Source organism: Clostridioides sp. ES-S-0048-02, assembly GCF_020658495.1.
Lineage (GTDB): Bacteria > Bacillota > Clostridia > Peptostreptococcales > Peptostreptococcaceae > Clostridioides.
Window position 1 is genome coordinate 1 of the sequence record NZ_JACVWH010000011.1, and the last position, 16,218, is coordinate 16,218.

The window sequence follows — 16,218 nt, forward strand, 5'->3', positions numbered from 1 at the left end:
TTCTTTGACTAATTGTTTTCTTAAAGTATTCATAAAAAATCTCCTTTACGACATTTGATTATATTTAAATCATTGCCATAAAGAAGATTTTTATTAACCTTGAAGCACAAATTATTTTACATTACCTCTTATTTTGTTACTCATTTAATCTAGAGACTCTACCATAAAAATTTCTACCTTCTTTGTAATGTTCTATTACAAAAGATTCTGGAGCTGTTAAGCCTATAATTACCATGGGAACAGTTAATATATTATTTAGTGGGGGTAGGTATTGTAAGAACTTTTCATAAGAGCCTGTGGCACCATCAAAACCACCAGCAGATTTCATTTCATCAGTTGCGCATATAAGTATACCAGCCCTAGTTTGAATATCTTTTTCGACATGGTTTAATTCACTTGCAAGCACAGGCTTTATAAGATTCCATGCTACAGCTTCGCCATGATTAAATGCAACTTCTATGGAAATACCATCTTTCGCAAAATCTAATCTCCAGTTACTATTACCTCTACTACTTCTATAAGTAGGATCATTAAAAATAAAGCTTTGTCTACGCCATCCTCTAGATATTAACCTATCATCTATCAAATAGTTTATTGCTTCTGAAATACTTTTAGCCCTTCTTTGCTGAGACTCGAAATAATTTATGATATCTTCATCACTAATACTTTGAAGAGCATGAATAACTTCATGCCATAAAACTTGGAAATCTTCTTGAGTATTAAAAATTTCTAATCCATATCTAAAAGAATGAGTTACAAAATTCATAGATACCTCCTATATTAAGTTATTATTTAAGGAGATTATAGCATAACAATAACAACTTTAGTAGAAAATAAATATATATAATTATTAAAATAATTTATAAAATCGATCTTTTATTTATATTTAAATTGTATTATAATAAATTATATTGATAAAACGAATGATAAGTGGAAGTGCGGTGAATACAAAATGGCTATAAATAAAACAGTATGTGAACTTTTTGCAGGTGTAGGTGGATTTAATGTAGGTTTAAGTAAATCGGATGAGTGGAATGTAGTTTTTGCAAACCAATGGGAACCAAGCAGAAAATCTCAGTATGCATATGAATGCTATAAAAGTAATTTTCCAAATCACTATATATTAAATAAGGATATAGCAGAAGTTAATGAAAACTATGAAAAATATAATATACCTAAATATAACTTACTAGTGGGTGGTTTTCCATGTCAAGATTACTCAGTGGCGAGAACAAAAGCTAAAGGACTAGAAGGAAAAAAAGGTGTTCTTTGGTGGGAAATAAATAAATTTTTAGAAAGAGATAGACCTAGATTTGTATTACTTGAAAATGTAGATAGATTACTAAAATCTCCAGCTAAACAAAGAGGAAGAGATTTTGGTATAATGTTAGGTTGTTTTAGAGATTTAGGATATAGTGTAGAGTGGAGAGTAATAAATGCGGCAGACTATGGGTTTGCTCAAAAAAGAACAAGAGTATTTATATTTGCATCTTTAAATACAACTAATTACTATATGAATCAAATAGGTAAGATAGAAAATAAATATATAAAAGAAGAAGGATTTTTTTCAAATCAGTTCCCAATAGAGGAGATATGCAAAACAAATGAATTTGATTTATATCAAGACATACTTACAATATCTAATGATTTAAGTTTTGAATTTTTAAATAGTGGAATTATGTTTGAAAATAGAATAATAACTCAAAAATATACTCCTAAAATAAAAAATCCAGTAACTATTAGAGAAATATTAGAAACAAATGTCGACGAACAATTTTACTTAGGTGATAATCTCGAAGATTGGAAGTACATGAAGGGTGGTAAAGCTATACCGAGAACATCAAAAGATGGGCATGAGTATATTTACAGAGAAGGTGCATTGTCTTTTCCTGATAAACTAGATAAACCTGCCCGAACAATGTTAACAAGTGAGTCATCAAAAAATAGGAGCACACACGTAGTTAGAGACTTAGAAACTAATAGATTGAGAGTATTAACTCCTATAGAATGTGAAAGACTAAATGGATTTCCAGATAATTGGACAAATACAGGTATGACTCAAAAGTTTAGATATTTTTGTATGGGAAATGCATTAGTAGTAGGATTAGTCGAGAGAATGGGAAGAAGTTTAAGTGAAATATTTGAAAATGAAAGTGGAATATTTGAAAATGCATATGATGAAGTAGCAATAACTAATACTGATATTAATATAGAGTAAATATTAAAGTAGAAGAGATTGTAACAAAATTTAATTTTAAATATATATTATAACTATGATAGGGCTAGATGAGATAAATACAATTCATCTAGCTTATTTTGTTTTCAAATAAGGAGGAAGATACGATGATAATAAATATTTGGAAAAAACAAGACTTAGACTTAGTAAAGGAACTACCGACAGAAGTACTATCTTCAATAGAAACTACCATAGAACTACTAGATGAAAACTACGGTATAGAAAGAATAGCAGAAAACTTAGGTGGATATGTAGTTGTAGTAGATAAAGCTAGAATAGAAGAGCTAAAACAACACCAACTAAAAGGAATAATACCTGAATACATAGACGAAATAGAAGGAGCTGAATATATTTCAGCTCTATTTTTGTGTTCAAATGATTTCTCAATAGTAGTTGTTTGCAAGAAAGAATTAAAGAATCTAATAGAAATAGATAAGGAACAATAGGTGGAACTTTTCAAGGGATAATCGCAGAAGAAACTTTCCAAAGAAATAGTTATTATTAATAGGTACTGATAGAGGAGGTGGAGCATGAAAAAAGATAAGAGTGACTATAGAGGAATCTATTCAGAAAGGGTAGAGATTTTAGGTGAAGAGATTGTAAAGATGATACATAAACACTATAAGGGACAGCAGATAAATCTACCTATGAAACTACATTCAAATGAGTACGTTGAAAGGTACATCATTGAAAATAAGGATAATAAAAGTTTAAGAGAGATGGCTAGAGAACTAGGTTACTCTGATAGATGGGTAAAAAGATTGATAAATAAGATTACAACAGAGGAATAGCATTTGGAGGAGATTGGGCATGAAAAAAATAACTATAGCAATAATGATGATAGTAATAATATTTGCACTTACAGGATGTAAAAATACTGAGGAAATGGAATCTAAATACACTCACGACCAACAAGTATTTGGATATTTTCAAAGGGCAGAATCTGATTTACAAGACAATTACGGATATTACAAGAAACAAGACAATCAAGATTTAGCGATAGCTGATTTTCAAAAAGAGTGTCAAAATTTAATTAAAGATATGAATGCATTAGAATTACAAACAAAAGAAGGGAAAACAGTGAGAAAGCATAAGGTAGAACAATTTACATACTTGTGCAACTACTTAATAGAGAATTGGGGAATGATTTTTAGTGATGCAATAGCTGATGAAGGATATCAAGAATTAGTCGAAAAAGGATATGAGTACTCAAATGACCTTAATAAAGCAAAAGAAGAGGTAAGAAGTAAAAACGAGAATAAATCGTATAATAGGGAAAGTAGATATTTCATATTCGGAATAATTGTAGGTACAGTAATATTTGCAATGCTTAACAAAATGGTAAACATACGATATTTTGGGTGTGCAGGAATAACTTTTACTTGGGGGACTTGTATAGCAGTAAGTACATATGTAATAGCACCAATAGTAGGAGAATTACTAATGTGGGTAATAGGAATTGGTTCAGTAATAATATTGTATGCAACATTAAAGAATAAGAGTAATAATGTATAAAATAAGAGTAGTAGAAGAGGTAGTCGATAAAAAGACTATCTCTTTTTCTATGTTCAAAATGAAAGGATGAAGATAAATGTTTGATAAAGATAGATACTTAACTAGAGGTGTTTCCAAGGAAATACCATTAGAAATACAGATACTATTGTGGTCAATGATAGGAGAAATAAAAATAAAGAAAGACTATTTACAGGTATTTGAAATAGAGCCTATAAAAAATAGCTTACTTAAAATAGAGCATAGGCAAGAAGTACCTAAGTATCAAAAAGAGCATGTAGTAGTAAATACAGGAATAAATTCTAAAGTAAAGATATTTGTAATAGATGATGGAGAGTATTCAACAATGATGTTGAGTAGTGAGTACTAATAAAAAAGGAGAAATAAAATGAGTAAAATAATAAAAGAAACCAAATACTGTAAGGTACTTAAACAAACTAAAATTAGAGAAGATAATATAGCTTACGGAATAGAAAAAATATTTGTAAAAGAACTAAATCAAGAAGAAATAAGATTTGTTTACTTCAAAGACACATACAGACAAGAGGAACAATTAGTACCAAGACCACTAGATTTACCAGAAGAAGATTTACTAAAACTAATTGAAGTTGCAATAAAACAAAATGTGTTTTCAAAAGAGTTTTTAAATAATCTAAAAGAAGTAGTAAATAAGTAGGTGATACTAGGAGGTGCAAAATGACTGTAGAGCTATTTGTAGAAGGAGTAACATTTGGAATAACAACATTTAAAACTATAATAAATCAAAGGAAAGAATATCTTAAAAAATAGAGGAGGATGTAAAATGTGGGGATTTGTAATAGGAGCAGTAATAGGTTTAGGAGTTTGTATAGCAGTTGAAATAATGGTTTCTAACAAAGCTATATTGGTATAAAATAGTAATAAGGTTGACATAGTTAGCCTTATTTTTTTTGACAATAGATATTTACAGAAAGAAGGTAATATATTGAAATAGATAATAAAAAATAAACTAAATTAGGAGAAAAACAATGGATACATGCAGAATGAACATATACAGTAACTATAAAAATGAAAACGTAGCAATTTACGCTAAGAAAAGTTTAGAGAAAGAAAATGTAAATGAGCTTGTAATGGGAAAAGTAACATGGATGAAAATGGAGATAGAAGAGTTTGGTGTAAACATATTAGAATTTGTAGATAGTCATACAAAAGGAGAGTATCAAGAGATAAATAAGCTAATAGAGCTAGTAAAGAAAGATGAAATAAAAGCAATCTTAATTTGGGATTTTGATGATATACCAGCAGAGCTGGTAGAAATCTTAGTAGACGAATGTAGTAAAAGGGATGTTTACTTAAATGGATTTCTAACAACTATAAAAATAAAAGATGTAATATAATTTAACAAATAAAAATAAATTGCATCTAAAAAATAACGTGAAAACGTGAAAATAATATTAAAACCCTTGGAACAACAAAATGTTTAACGTGAATCTAAACGTGGTTTCAAGGGTAATTAGTGACAAAAAACGAGAAAATAGTGTTTGGAGGACATCAAGATGACTAAAAAGGTAGCAATATATTGTAGAGTATCAACGGTAGAGCAAGCAGAAGAGGGCTATAGTATATATGAACAAAGAAGAAGGAACATAGAATACTGTGAAAAAGAGGGGCATGAAGTTTTCAAAGTATATGAGGATAGAGGTATAAGTGGTAAGAATATTTCGGGTAGACCAGGACTAAAAGATCTTTTACAAGATGCCAATATAGGTAAGTTTGATTTAGTAATAGTTTGGAAGCTAAATAGAATAAGTAGAAGGCTGATAGACATACTTAACATAGTAGATACGCTAGATAAAAATAAAATAGCATTTCGCTCTCTAACAGAAAGCTTTGAAACAGAAACACCAGCAGGAAAACTACAACTTAATATCATGGGGGCAATAGGAGAATTTGAAAGAGGTACTATAGCAGAGAATGTAAAAATGGGAATGATAGCAAGAGCTAGAGAAGGAAAGTGGAATGGTGGAAAAGTACTGGGATACGATATAGTAGAAATACCAAGTGAAGGAAAAAAGAGAAAAGATACTAAATTAGTAATAAATGAAAAAGAAGCAATGACAGTAAGAAGAATATTTGAGTTGTATAGTGAGGGGTATGGATACAAAGCTACTGTAAATAGAGTAAACCAAGAAGGTCATAGGAGTAAGAAAGGTAATGCATTTGCTACAGCTACAATAAAAGAAATACTAAAAAATCCAGTCTACATTGGAAAGATAAGATACAATTTAAGACAAGATTGGAATGAAAAAAGAAGAAGAAATATCAATCCTGACCCAATACTTGTAGATGGGGAACATGATGCAATAATAGATACTCAAACATGGGAAAAGGTACAAATAATACTAAAAGACAGAAGCAAAACTCACAATAGAGTCTATGATAGTGAGCTAATTCTAAGTGGGCTATTGAAATGTCCTGTTTGTGGAGTATCAATGACAGTAAGCAGGTCAACTAGAAAAAGAAAAGATGGAAGTAAAGCAGTAAATGAGTACTATGCATGTAGCAATTGGAAGAATAAAGGAACAGCAGTGTGTAATTCAAATTCTGTGAAGGCAGAGGTTGCAGATGAAGTTGTAATCAATAAACTAATAGAAACAGTAAACAATGAGCTACTACTAAAGAAGGTAATAAATAACATCAACAAGAATAAGTCTAGTAAGTTAAAGCCTAAACTAGATGAAATGAACTTAGTAAATAAGGAAATTGATAAACTGAATGGTAAGAAGAACTCTAGCATAGAGCTATTTGAAGATGGAATATTGGCTAAGAGTGAGTTGGCAGAGAGAGTAAAGAAACTAAATGAAGATATAGATACTTTGAAGTTTAGGCTAGATGAAATAAAGCAAGATGTAATGTTAGCAGAAGGAGAACCAATACCTTTTGAATTAGTAAGTCAAGTAATAAAGAAGTTTGGAGAAGTATTTAAGGAGAGTAGTACAAGACAACAAAGAAAGCAGTTGTTGAATTTACTTGTATCAAAGGTAACAATAGATAAGTCAAGAAAAATAGATACTATAGAGCTACAGATAAATGAAGATGTAATAAGATACTTAGTGAAGGAAGGGTCGTCTGAAGAAGACGAAGACCCTTCCTTTTTTCATGTTTCTATGTTTAATTGTACTACTTTAAAATTTGTAATATAATAAGAAGGAATAAAAACTAGGGGGAGAGATTGTGAATAACACATCTAAAAAAATAATAATACGTACATTTTGGATATCAGTACTATCAATAGTAATAATAAATGGAATAAACTATATCAGTATAAAGTCACTTCCTATAGCACATAATAGTGATTGGATTCCATTCTATGGTAGTTTTATAGGTGCGATATTAAGTGGAATTGTAGGGGGATTAATAACATTAGAAGGTGTAAAAGAAACTATTGATGATGCAAAAGAAGCAAGAAAAATAGATGAAAGACAAAGAATTAGACCATATTTACATATGGAATTAGAATCATTAGATGGGTCTTCTAAGGATATAAAGATAGATGTAAAAAATACAGGAGAAAATAGAGGGAATAGTAAATACCGTATATTTTCAATAAGATTAAAGAATATAGGATTAGAATCGTGTGTAAATATAAGAATGAATGACAAGATAATAGAAAATAGTTTGCAAAAAGGTTTCTTAACTAGAGAATTTACAATAAACTCAGAATTCTATGATGGGGAAGAATCAATAAATAACATACCTGTAGAGATTACATTTGAAGATTTAATGGGTAATTTATATAAGCAAGAATATTGTATAAATTTCTTGGGAAATGTTGAATACAATAAATTGAGAAGGATACAAAATAATACTTCTCCTATATATATTGAAACAAGAAAGTAAAACACGCTCCGTTGGAGGTGTAACGGAGAACCATATCATAAGTAAGGGAGCACGTTAGTCTTAACCACTGAAATAAGTTGGTTAAGGCTACTTTTATTTTACAGGCATATAATAAGTTAAAGTACAAATAATATATAGTATTTTGATATAAATTATCAGATTAGATTTAGTAAAGTATCGAAATTGATTAAAATATAGATAAATAAGTAGATAAAGAGGGATTAAACAATGAAGTATAAAATAATAAATTAGGTGAGGTCTGATTTAGAAGCGAAAAACTTTGAAAAAGTGGCTGAAGTTGAAATTTTAAGAAACTTAGCATCTTGTGTCGGTTTAGGTGTAACTAAAGAAGAAATGAATAAATTAAGAAATTTATCATCAGAGGAATTAAAAAATATTGCGGAGAAATGCAAGAAAGCATATTTACATGCTGTAGACTTTATAACAACAGAACTACCTTTAACTAGTCATGGATATTTGCCTTATCCATTACAGTTAACATATTTCATTTGCATTAAGAAATGTATTAAGTAAAACATATGCTCTTATTCTTTCTATGAACAACCTTAGAAGCTTACTGGACGGAGCTCTAATAAATACACAGTCAGTACTGTCTATAGTCAATAAAAATGAATATCATCACATTTTCCCAAAAGATTATTTGAAAAATAAAGGGTTTAATAAAAATTAAATTAACTGTAATGGAAATATATGTATAATTAATCTGAATAACAGTAGAACTATATCAAATAAAGTACCTAGTGATTATTTCAAAATAATTAAAAATAATTTAGGTGATAACTTAAAAGATGTGTTAAGTAGTAATTTCATAGATTAAGAAAGCTATGAGTACCCCTTAAAAGATGATTATGCTGGATTTATAACAGCTAGAAATAAATTAATAGTAAAAAAGCTAAGGAATTGTGTGAAGATGACTTAGCTTTTTTACCTGGACATGATTTATTTAGAGAACAAGATATTGACGAAACAAGTAACAATGAACAATTAACTCTAATTTAATATTATTTTATAAAATTGTAGCAAAATATATGCTCTGTTGGATTTATAATGGAGCAGTGTTTCAAAGGTAATAATGAATAAGAAAAGAGAAATAGATAGCATAGAGATATAAATAAATGATGATGTGATAATATACTTAATGAAGGATGGGCTGCCTAAATAACAAGGTAACCCATCCTTTTTGTATTTACTTGGAATAAATTGTGTAAATTTGAAAAGTAAATATATAAAAAGTAGACAAATACGTAAATTATAGTCTATTTGTAGTTAATATGAGATTGGCATTTTAAATAGGATAATACTCTAATTTTTATAAGAGTTAAAGCAAGCATGTATTATTACTTAAATATTTGTATAATCAACATCTAGTAATTTACCTTTTTGGTGAAAATGATTAATAAGTTTTTTAGGATAATTCATTATTAATTCATTTGGAAAATTAATTTCTTTTAAGATATTCTCAGAATACTCATAGTTACCTATATCAAAACAAATGTGAGCATCTGAAGTTAGTATGATTTTAGTACCATGTTTTTTGCAAAGTGTAGCAATATACTTACAATTATCCGAGCTACCATTTCTTGACACTCCTTTGATAGAACAATTATTTATCTCTATTAAGATATTCTTTTCCATGGCTAATTTAATGATTAATTCATAGTCGATTGGGTAGTTTGGGTTTCCAAGGTGGCCTAATATTTCAATATTATCATGCTTATTTATTGCATTTATTAAGGCTTTAGTATTATTCTCTAATGTATTTGGTGAAAAAACGGCTTCGTGAAATGACAAAATAAGATAATCTAATCGAGAAATGACAAAGGGTTCTAAATCGATGTTTCCTTCAGTGTCTAGTGTATTTGCTTCACATCCTCTTAAGATTATAATGTTATTTATGATTCTTGGGATATTTTGAATGTTGTGAAAGTACCATTTGTGGGGAGAACCAGGCATCTTAGGACCATGTTCAGATGTACCTAGTATCTTAATTCCATTTTCTTTACAATAATTAATATTTTCTAACAAAGTGCTATAGCCATGACCACTGACTATAGAGTGGGTGTGTAAATCTGATAAAAAATTCATATAAATTCCTCCTCTATAAAAGATGAGGGTAACGTAATTTATATTATAAAATGAACAGGAAAGAAAATCAATAGTTACACAATTAGACAAAAATATTGAAATATTGTAGAATTAAGCTTAATAATAAATATTTAACAGTATTACTGCTTATAGGGGAGGTTAACTATGATACAAAAGAAGCTATCAAGGAAAGAAAAAGTTTTAATTTGCTTGAAAAGATTAACAGAAGAACACTTGAACCTTAATAATGGCATTAGATTTGGATTTGATGCAGAACATATTGCTACTGAAGTAGGTATAAATAGAAGTAATGCTAGTAAGGAATTAAATCAATTAATAAAGGAAAATATCATTATAAAGATAAAGGGAAAACCTGTTCAGTACTTATATAAAGAACGTATTGAGAGTATTTTAGGAAAGAAACTAAATACAGGGATATTTGATAATATTAACTCTATAAACGAATATAGTGAAAATGATTCTATCAAAGATGAGTATATTGTAGAGGGTATAAAAAAAGAGAACAATATTTTTAATTTAGTAGGATGTGACGGAAGTTTAAAGTCCCAGATAGAGCAAGCTAAAGCAGCAGTAATATATCCACCTAAGGGGTTGAGTACATTAATAATAGGACCTACAGGAGTTGGTAAATCTATATTTGCAGAATATATGTATAAGTATAGTTTAACTATAAAAGAAGATAGTGATAATGCACCATTTATCATATTTAACTGTGCTGATTATTCTGATAATCAGCAATTATTATTAGCACAGCTTTTTGGATATGTAAAAGGAGCATTTACTGGAGCTGATAAAGATAAATATGGTATTGTACATGAAGCTAATAATGGAATATTGTTTTTAGATGAAGTTCATCGACTATCTGCAGAGGGACAAGAAATGTTATTTCTGCTTATGGATAAAGGTATATATAGAAGATTAGGAGAGGCTAATAAGGTACATGAGTGTAGGGTTATGATAATTGCAGCTACTACAGAAGATCCAGAGATAGCAATGTTGGAAACGTTTTTAAGAAGAATACCTGTAACTATAAAGATTCCGTCTTTAGAGGAAAGAGGCTTTCAAGAGAGAATGAAGCTTATATGTTATTTTTTTAAAGAAGAAAGTATTAGGATTGGTGTTAAGTTAAAGGTTTCAAAAGAAGTTATTAAGGCATTTATTTTATATAAGTGTAAGGGAAATATAGGACAATTAAAAAGCGACATACAATTAATTTGTGCAAGAGCTTTTTTAGATTATATGACCTATAAAAGAGAATGTGTATATGTAAGACTCTCTCTTCTACCAAACAATATTAGAGAATCATTATATGGAAATAATAGAAAAGAGGAGTTTGTACAAAACTTCAGTTTTATTGGGAAAGATGATATTATTTTTTTACCAGAAGAAAAGAATTTTGAAAGTGAAAATTTATTAATAGAAAATAAAAAATATGATTTAGATTTCTATGGAATGATAAAAGAAACTTGGAATAAACTTCAACAGGAAGGGATTAAAGAGTCACAAATTAGAAGCGTTATAGATGAAGATATACATAAGTATTCCTATAATTTAATGAATACTTTTATATATAATAGTAGTAATCAAACAGCTTATAACAATATTGTTAATGATTCAATTGCAACTACTGTGAAGTATATTTTACAAAAGCATGATAAATGGAGCAAAAGAGAAGGATTAGATAAATTAATAAAAGCTATAGCCTTACATATTCAGAATTTAATTGAAAGAATAAAGATTGGGAACATAGTAAAGCATCCTAATAAAGATGAGATTATGAAGGAAAGAGCATATGAATATAACATAGCAAAAGAAATATTATCTAACATGTCGTTAATGTATGGAGTTGAGTTTCCAGAAGATGAAGCAATTTTTTTAGCAACGTTTCTTTATTTATCTTATGTGGGATTAAATGAGGAGAGTATAGCAATATTAGTTATAATGCATGGTGAATCTACGGCATCTAGCATGGTGAATGTAGCTAATACTTTACTGGATTGTAACCATGCGGTGGCAATCAATATGGGATTAGAAGATAGAGTTCAGGATATTTTAGTCCAAGCTGTAGAAATAGCCAATGAAATTGACAAAGGAAAGGGAATTTTAATTCTAACTGATATGGGATCTATTTTAACATTTGCTAAAGTTATTCATGATGCTACTGGAAAAGAAGTAAAAGCAATAGATATGGTAAGTACACCTATTGTAATAGAAGCAACTAGAAAGGCCTTAACTCCGGAAATGACATTAGAGAAATTATATTTTAATATTATAGAATCTATAAAGAAACATTATGGAGATATGGAAATTATGTATGCTGAAAAAGATAATGGTGGTAGATATTTTGATAGATTACTAATTGATAATATTAGTAAAACTTTGACTTTTTTAAATGGGGAAAAGGCTTATTTTATATTAAAAGAAGTAATTAATAGAATTAGCGAACATTATTCTTTAGTAATTCAAGATGAGCTTTTAGTAAAGTTTATATTTCATTGTTCATGTATGATTGAAAGAGTAATAATAAAAGAGTCTTTAGTTTATAAATTATATGAAGAAAGAATTAGTAGAAGTAAAGAATTATATTTAGTTATAAAAGAAAGCTTTAAGCTTGTAGAAGAGACATTCGATATAATTATTTCAGATATGGAATATGCAAATATATTAGATATATTTGAATCACAGTATGATACAGATAAATTCAAAAGTTGATACAAAATTTAAATATAGCCAAAAGGCTATCTTTTTTTTACCTATTTTTGATACAGATTTGATACAGGTTTGAAAAAGATTTTGATACATATTGAAAAAGTGAGTTTTTTTTATAAATTAAGTAAAAAGATTTGATTAAATCCTGTAAAATAGCCATTTGTTATTGATACACATAAGTTGGCACAACAATTGCTTATATAAAAAGTGACAAGAAAAGTGAGGTGAGATTGGTGATTGGGATAATAGTTATGACTCATGGGAATTTTAGTGAAGAAGTTATAAAAAGCTGTGAACTTATTGCAGGACCAGCAGAAAGAACAGCAGCAATTAAACTAAATAGGAATGATAATATTGAAGACTTAAATAGAAATTTTGTAGAAAAGTTAAATGAATTAGATGAAGGTGACGGAGTTTTAGTATTAGCTGACCTATTAGGAGGTTCACCAAGTAATGTTGCAAGTTTAAACCTTAAAAAAGGTGGAAAGTTTCATGCACTTACTGGAGTAAATCTTCCAATGCTACTTGAAGCTTTAATTAATAGAGATGGAAAAAGTTTAGAAGAGTTAGCAGAGACATGTATTGAAGCGGGGAAAACTGGTATAAACCATATTAATAAAGTTCTTGGCTCAATGTAATAGAAAAAGGAGTTCGATTAAAAATGTCTTTAGTAAAATATTGCAGATGTGATGATAGATTAATACATGGTCAAGTGATATATAAATGGGTTAAGCATCTAGGTGTTAAAAAAATAGTAGTAGTAGATGATGAAACAACCAATGATGTTATTGCTAAAGGTTTGATAAAAATGGCAGCACCAAAGAATATTGATTTATCAATATTAACTGTAAGTGAATCAAGGAGGTATTTTTATAATAACCAAGCTGATGATAACGTTTTTGTATTAATTAAAAACTTAGATACTGCAAATAGAATGAAAGAAGAAGGAATTGATATTAAAAAACTTATTATTGGAAGAATACCTACAGGGATAGGAAAAAAGAAAATATCTCAAAGTGTATATATTAATAAAAAAGAATTTCTTTTAATAGATGAATTTATTAAAAAAAATATTAATGTATCAATTCAAATGGTACCTGACGAGGACGAAGTAGAGTTAAATCACATTATTAATCGCTATAAAGGAGAGTTTGTTTAGCAATGAATAAATATAAGGCAATCATACTCTGCCATGGAACTTGGGGAAAAGTATTAGTAGAAGAAGCAAATAAAAACTTTGGATTGTCAAATCAATACGAAGTTTTATCACTAAGCCCTGAAAAAGATGTTTCTGTATTCATGAAAGAGGTTGAAGAAATAGTAGATAAAGAGGATGTGAAAATTATAATATCAGATCTATATGGGGGATCTACATCAAATGTTGCAATAGCTGTTGCTATAAGAAGAGGGATAGATGCAATAAATGGACTTAGCTTACAGACAATTTTAATCGTAGATGAAGAATTAAGCAAAGAAGATAAAGTACATACATTACCAGAAAGAATCGTCAGAAAAAATAATAGCCTTTGTGTGGACTTAATTAAAGAATTTAAAAAAATATAAATTATGAGGTGGATATAATGACAAAAATAACATTAGTAAGAGTAGATCATAGATTAATTCATGGACAAGTTATAACAAAATGGGTGAAAATCGCTCAAGCTCAAAAAATAGTAATAGTTGATGACTTCTTAGGTCAAGATGAATTTATGGCTGACGTATATAGGATGGCAGCACCATCAGGAGTAGAAGTGGCTATTTTAACAGTAGAAGATGCAGGGCAAGCATTCCAAAACAATACTTTAGGAGATAAAAATATATTTATTCTATTTAAGAACGTTGATATGGCAAATAAGGCGTATAAGGCAGGTCTTAAGTATGAAAAGATTCAATTAGGAGGTATTCCAAATGAAGCAGGAAAGAAGATGGTATTTACAGCTGTTTCATTAGGAAATGAAGATGTAGAACAACTAAATGAACTTAATGAAAATGGGGTTGAAATAGTTCTACAGGTTATACCAGAGGAATCATCTATGACGTATGAAAATGCGTTAAAGAAATTTAAATAAAAATTTATAAATTAGGAGGAATTATAAATGGAATCTGTTTTGATGTTGGCAATTGTAACAGGATTATGGTATTGGTTTGCAGCAGGTCTTGCAGGGTATACCCTTTTCTCAACACTAAAGTCTCCTTTATTTATAGGTTTTAGCCTTGGATTACTTTGGGGTGATGTAACAACTGGTATGATTGTTGGTGCAAGTATAGAAATGGTTTATCTAGGAATGGTAGCAGCAGGAGGAAATATTCCATCAGATAAATGTTTAGCTGCTCTTATTGCAATACCAGTAGCACTTCAAACTGGTGTTAATGCAGAAGTTGCAGTATCTATTGCGGTACCTTTAGGTGTTATAGGAGTATTAGTTAATAACTTAAGAAGAACTGGTAATGCTGTATTAGTTCATAAGGCAGATAAGTATGCCGAAGAAGGTAATACAAAAGGTATCTGGAGATGTGCAACACTTTACTCTTTAATATTTGGGTTTGTTTTAAGATTTCCAATAGTTTTTGTATGTAACTTTTTTGGAGCAGATTTAGTTCAATCATTATTAGATGTTATACCACAATGGTTAATGAATGGATTAACAGTAATGGGTGGTATATTACCTGCATTAGGTTTTGCAACAACAATATTTACTATAGGTAAAAATAAATTCTTACCAATGTTTATTATAGGATTTTTTATGGTTCAATATTTTGAAATATCAATTACTGCAGCTGCAATATTTGGTGTTTGTATAGCTCTTTTAATTACATTTATGAAAGAAGATAAAAGGGTGGGTGAAGTATAATGCAAGAAATAAAAAACAAAGAAGTTAAAAATGAACAAGGTACGACTGAAGTTAATAAGACAAGAGTACTTACGAAGAAAGATGTAACAAAAACATATCTAAGATGGTGGTGGACAGCAGAATTATCTAACTCTTTTGAAAGAATGCAAGCATTAGCAGTTTGTGCAAGTTTCACTCCGGCTTTAGAAAAGTTATATAAGAGAAAAGAAGATTTAATAGATGCGTTAAAGAGGCATTTACAATTTTTTAATACTCAAGCTATATGGGGAGGGTTAATTCACGGTACAGTTTTAGCTATGGAAGAAGAGAAAGCTACTGAAGGAAAAATCCCAGGAGAAGTTATTTCAGGTGTTAAGAATGGGCTTATGGGACCTTTGGCTGGAATTGGAGATACTTTAGATTTTGGTACATTTCAAACAATATTCTTGGCTTTAGGTGCTTCATTTGGAGCAGAAGGGAGTGTTATAGGTGCATTTTTCCCAATAATGTTTAGTATATTACTATTTTGCGAAGGTTATTACTTATTCCATTTAGGATATTCTTTAGGTAGAGATTCAATTAAGAAAATTCTATCAGGTGGTATTGTCAATAAGATAATTGATGGTGCTTCAATTCTAGGAATGTTTATGATGGGAGCATTATCTGCAACTACAGTTAAGCTTTCAACTCCATTATCATTTGATATTGGTGGTAAAGCAATTGTTGTTCAAGACACATTAAATATGATTGCTCCAGGTTTATTACCACTTGGTGTTGTATTCTTCGTATATTGGGGAATGAAATACAAGAAGTGGACAATAACTAAGTTATTAGTAATTTTAGTTGTAGTAGCATTAGTAGGATCATTAATTGGAATATTCTAATTTACAATGATTAAAATATAGAATTTAATTTTAGGAGGAG

The 16,218-nt window shown here is 29.2% G+C and carries 19 protein-coding genes; 17 read left to right on the top strand and 2 right to left on the bottom strand.

Annotated elements, in window-relative coordinates:
• Positions 1 to 136: 136 nt before the first annotated feature.
• Positions 137 to 766: a BglII/BstYI family type II restriction endonuclease gene (locus IC173_RS13940; RefSeq protein ID WP_227483322.1), complete on the bottom strand. Its 630-nt coding sequence runs from the start codon at positions 764 to 766 to the stop codon at positions 137 to 139.
• Between the two features lie 186 nt (positions 767 to 952).
• Here IC173_RS13940 and IC173_RS13945 point away from each other — a divergent pair, with 186 nt between their 5' ends.
• The 10 genes from IC173_RS13945 to IC173_RS13990 all read left to right on the top strand — a co-directional run bounded on the left by IC173_RS13945 (position 953) and on the right by IC173_RS13990 (position 8,161).
• Positions 953 to 2,218 (top strand): DNA (cytosine-5-)-methyltransferase, encoded by a 1,266-nt coding sequence (locus tag IC173_RS13945; RefSeq protein WP_255613402.1) that lies wholly within the window; start codon positions 953 to 955, stop codon positions 2,216 to 2,218.
• 125 nt (positions 2,219 to 2,343) lie between these two features.
• A complete protein-coding gene (locus IC173_RS13950; protein WP_227483321.1) occupies positions 2,344 to 2,682 on the top strand; it encodes a hypothetical protein in 339 nt (112 codons plus the stop codon).
• 84 nt (positions 2,683 to 2,766) lie between these two features.
• On the top strand, positions 2,767 to 3,027 hold the full coding sequence (locus IC173_RS13955) for a Mor transcription activator family protein (RefSeq protein WP_227855728.1): 261 nt from the start codon (positions 2,767 to 2,769) through the stop codon (positions 3,025 to 3,027).
• Between the two features lie 19 nt (positions 3,028 to 3,046).
• Positions 3,047 to 3,751, top strand: a complete 705-nt coding sequence (locus IC173_RS13960) for a hypothetical protein (protein WP_227855729.1) — start codon at positions 3,047 to 3,049, stop codon at positions 3,749 to 3,751.
• 76 nt (positions 3,752 to 3,827) lie between these two features.
• Positions 3,828 to 4,118, top strand: a complete 291-nt coding sequence (locus IC173_RS13965) for a DUF960 family protein (protein WP_227483318.1) — start codon at positions 3,828 to 3,830, stop codon at positions 4,116 to 4,118.
• 18 nt (positions 4,119 to 4,136) lie between these two features.
• A complete protein-coding gene (locus tag IC173_RS13970) occupies positions 4,137 to 4,424 on the top strand; it encodes a hypothetical protein (protein WP_227483317.1) in 288 nt (95 codons plus the stop codon).
• A 331-nt stretch (positions 4,425 to 4,755) separates the two neighbouring features.
• A complete protein-coding gene (locus IC173_RS13975) occupies positions 4,756 to 5,124 on the top strand; it encodes a hypothetical protein (RefSeq protein ID WP_227483316.1) in 369 nt (122 codons plus the stop codon).
• A gap of 159 nt (positions 5,125 to 5,283) precedes the next feature.
• Positions 5,284 to 6,930: a recombinase family protein gene (locus tag IC173_RS13980; RefSeq protein WP_227483315.1), complete on the top strand. Its 1,647-nt coding sequence runs from the start codon at positions 5,284 to 5,286 to the stop codon at positions 6,928 to 6,930.
• Positions 6,931 to 6,961: 31 nt separating this feature from the next.
• Positions 6,962 to 7,627: a hypothetical protein gene (locus tag IC173_RS13985; protein WP_227483314.1), complete on the top strand. Its 666-nt coding sequence runs from the start codon at positions 6,962 to 6,964 to the stop codon at positions 7,625 to 7,627.
• Positions 7,628 to 7,879: 252 nt separating this feature from the next.
• Positions 7,880 to 8,161 (top strand): hypothetical protein, encoded by a 282-nt coding sequence (locus tag IC173_RS13990; RefSeq protein WP_227483313.1) that lies wholly within the window; start codon positions 7,880 to 7,882, stop codon positions 8,159 to 8,161.
• Between the two features lie 828 nt (positions 8,162 to 8,989).
• On the opposite strand, the gene IC173_RS13995 is transcribed toward IC173_RS13990, so the two are convergent.
• Positions 8,990 to 9,733 carry a PHP domain-containing protein gene (locus IC173_RS13995; RefSeq protein WP_227831484.1) on the bottom strand — a complete coding sequence of 248 codons (744 nt, stop codon included), beginning with the start codon at positions 9,731 to 9,733 and terminating at the stop codon, positions 8,990 to 8,992.
• Positions 9,734 to 9,898: 165 nt separating this feature from the next.
• Here IC173_RS13995 and IC173_RS14000 point away from each other — a divergent pair, with 165 nt between their 5' ends.
• The 7 genes from IC173_RS14000 to IC173_RS14030 all read left to right on the top strand — a co-directional run bounded on the left by IC173_RS14000 (position 9,899) and on the right by IC173_RS14030 (position 16,178).
• Positions 9,899 to 12,466 carry a sigma 54-interacting transcriptional regulator gene (locus tag IC173_RS14000; RefSeq protein ID WP_227483311.1) on the top strand — a complete coding sequence of 856 codons (2,568 nt, stop codon included), beginning with the start codon at positions 9,899 to 9,901 and terminating at the stop codon, positions 12,464 to 12,466.
• 230 nt (positions 12,467 to 12,696) lie between these two features.
• Positions 12,697 to 13,101, top strand: a complete 405-nt coding sequence (locus tag IC173_RS14005; RefSeq protein WP_227436507.1) for a PTS sugar transporter subunit IIA — start codon at positions 12,697 to 12,699, stop codon at positions 13,099 to 13,101.
• 23 nt (positions 13,102 to 13,124) lie between these two features.
• Positions 13,125 to 13,622 carry a PTS sugar transporter subunit IIB gene (locus IC173_RS14010; RefSeq protein ID WP_227436505.1) on the top strand — a complete coding sequence of 166 codons (498 nt, stop codon included), beginning with the start codon at positions 13,125 to 13,127 and terminating at the stop codon, positions 13,620 to 13,622.
• 2 nt (positions 13,623 to 13,624) lie between these two features.
• A complete protein-coding gene (locus IC173_RS14015) occupies positions 13,625 to 14,026 on the top strand; it encodes a PTS sugar transporter subunit IIA (protein WP_227436503.1) in 402 nt (133 codons plus the stop codon).
• Positions 14,027 to 14,043: 17 nt separating this feature from the next.
• A complete protein-coding gene (locus IC173_RS14020; RefSeq protein WP_227483310.1) occupies positions 14,044 to 14,532 on the top strand; it encodes a PTS sugar transporter subunit IIB in 489 nt (162 codons plus the stop codon).
• A gap of 27 nt (positions 14,533 to 14,559) precedes the next feature.
• Positions 14,560 to 15,315: a PTS mannose/fructose/sorbose/N-acetylgalactosamine transporter subunit IIC gene (locus IC173_RS14025; RefSeq protein WP_003425166.1), complete on the top strand. Its 756-nt coding sequence runs from the start codon at positions 14,560 to 14,562 to the stop codon at positions 15,313 to 15,315.
• Complete coding sequence (locus IC173_RS14030) at positions 15,315 to 16,178, top strand: PTS system mannose/fructose/sorbose family transporter subunit IID (RefSeq protein WP_227436499.1); 864 nt, start codon at positions 15,315 to 15,317, stop codon at positions 16,176 to 16,178. Before IC173_RS14025 ends, IC173_RS14030 begins: the two co-directional genes overlap by 1 nt.
• Positions 16,179 to 16,218: the final 40 nt, after the last annotated feature.

What these genes read in the sequence shown, in the direction of transcription:
- IC173_RS14015 (WP_227436503.1), top strand. Translation starts at nt 13,625, where the DNA reads ATGAATAAATATAAGGCAATCATACTCTGCCATGGAACTTGGGGAAAA.
- IC173_RS13955 (WP_227855728.1), top strand. Translation starts at nt 2,767, where the DNA reads ATGAAAAAAGATAAGAGTGACTATAGAGGAATCTATTCAGAAAGGGTA.
- IC173_RS14020 (WP_227483310.1), top strand. Translation starts at nt 14,044, where the DNA reads ATGACAAAAATAACATTAGTAAGAGTAGATCATAGATTAATTCATGGA.
- IC173_RS13980 (WP_227483315.1), top strand. Translation starts at nt 5,284, where the DNA reads ATGACTAAAAAGGTAGCAATATATTGTAGAGTATCAACGGTAGAGCAA.
- IC173_RS13945 (WP_255613402.1), top strand. Translation starts at nt 953, where the DNA reads ATGGCTATAAATAAAACAGTATGTGAACTTTTTGCAGGTGTAGGTGGA.
- IC173_RS13950 (WP_227483321.1), top strand. Translation starts at nt 2,344, where the DNA reads ATGATAATAAATATTTGGAAAAAACAAGACTTAGACTTAGTAAAGGAA.
- IC173_RS13975 (WP_227483316.1), top strand. Translation starts at nt 4,756, where the DNA reads ATGGATACATGCAGAATGAACATATACAGTAACTATAAAAATGAAAAC.
- IC173_RS14000 (WP_227483311.1), top strand. Translation starts at nt 9,899, where the DNA reads ATGATACAAAAGAAGCTATCAAGGAAAGAAAAAGTTTTAATTTGCTTG.
- IC173_RS14030 (WP_227436499.1), top strand. Translation starts at nt 15,315, where the DNA reads ATGCAAGAAATAAAAAACAAAGAAGTTAAAAATGAACAAGGTACGACT.
- IC173_RS14025 (WP_003425166.1), top strand. Translation starts at nt 14,560, where the DNA reads ATGGAATCTGTTTTGATGTTGGCAATTGTAACAGGATTATGGTATTGG.
- IC173_RS13995 (WP_227831484.1), bottom strand. Translation starts at nt 9,733, where the DNA reads ATGAATTTTTTATCAGATTTACACACCCACTCTATAGTCAGTGGTCAT.
- IC173_RS13965 (WP_227483318.1), top strand. Translation starts at nt 3,828, where the DNA reads ATGTTTGATAAAGATAGATACTTAACTAGAGGTGTTTCCAAGGAAATA.
- IC173_RS13970 (WP_227483317.1), top strand. Translation starts at nt 4,137, where the DNA reads ATGAGTAAAATAATAAAAGAAACCAAATACTGTAAGGTACTTAAACAA.
- IC173_RS14010 (WP_227436505.1), top strand. Translation starts at nt 13,125, where the DNA reads ATGTCTTTAGTAAAATATTGCAGATGTGATGATAGATTAATACATGGT.
- IC173_RS13960 (WP_227855729.1), top strand. Translation starts at nt 3,047, where the DNA reads ATGAAAAAAATAACTATAGCAATAATGATGATAGTAATAATATTTGCA.
- IC173_RS13940 (WP_227483322.1), bottom strand. Translation starts at nt 766, where the DNA reads ATGAATTTTGTAACTCATTCTTTTAGATATGGATTAGAAATTTTTAAT.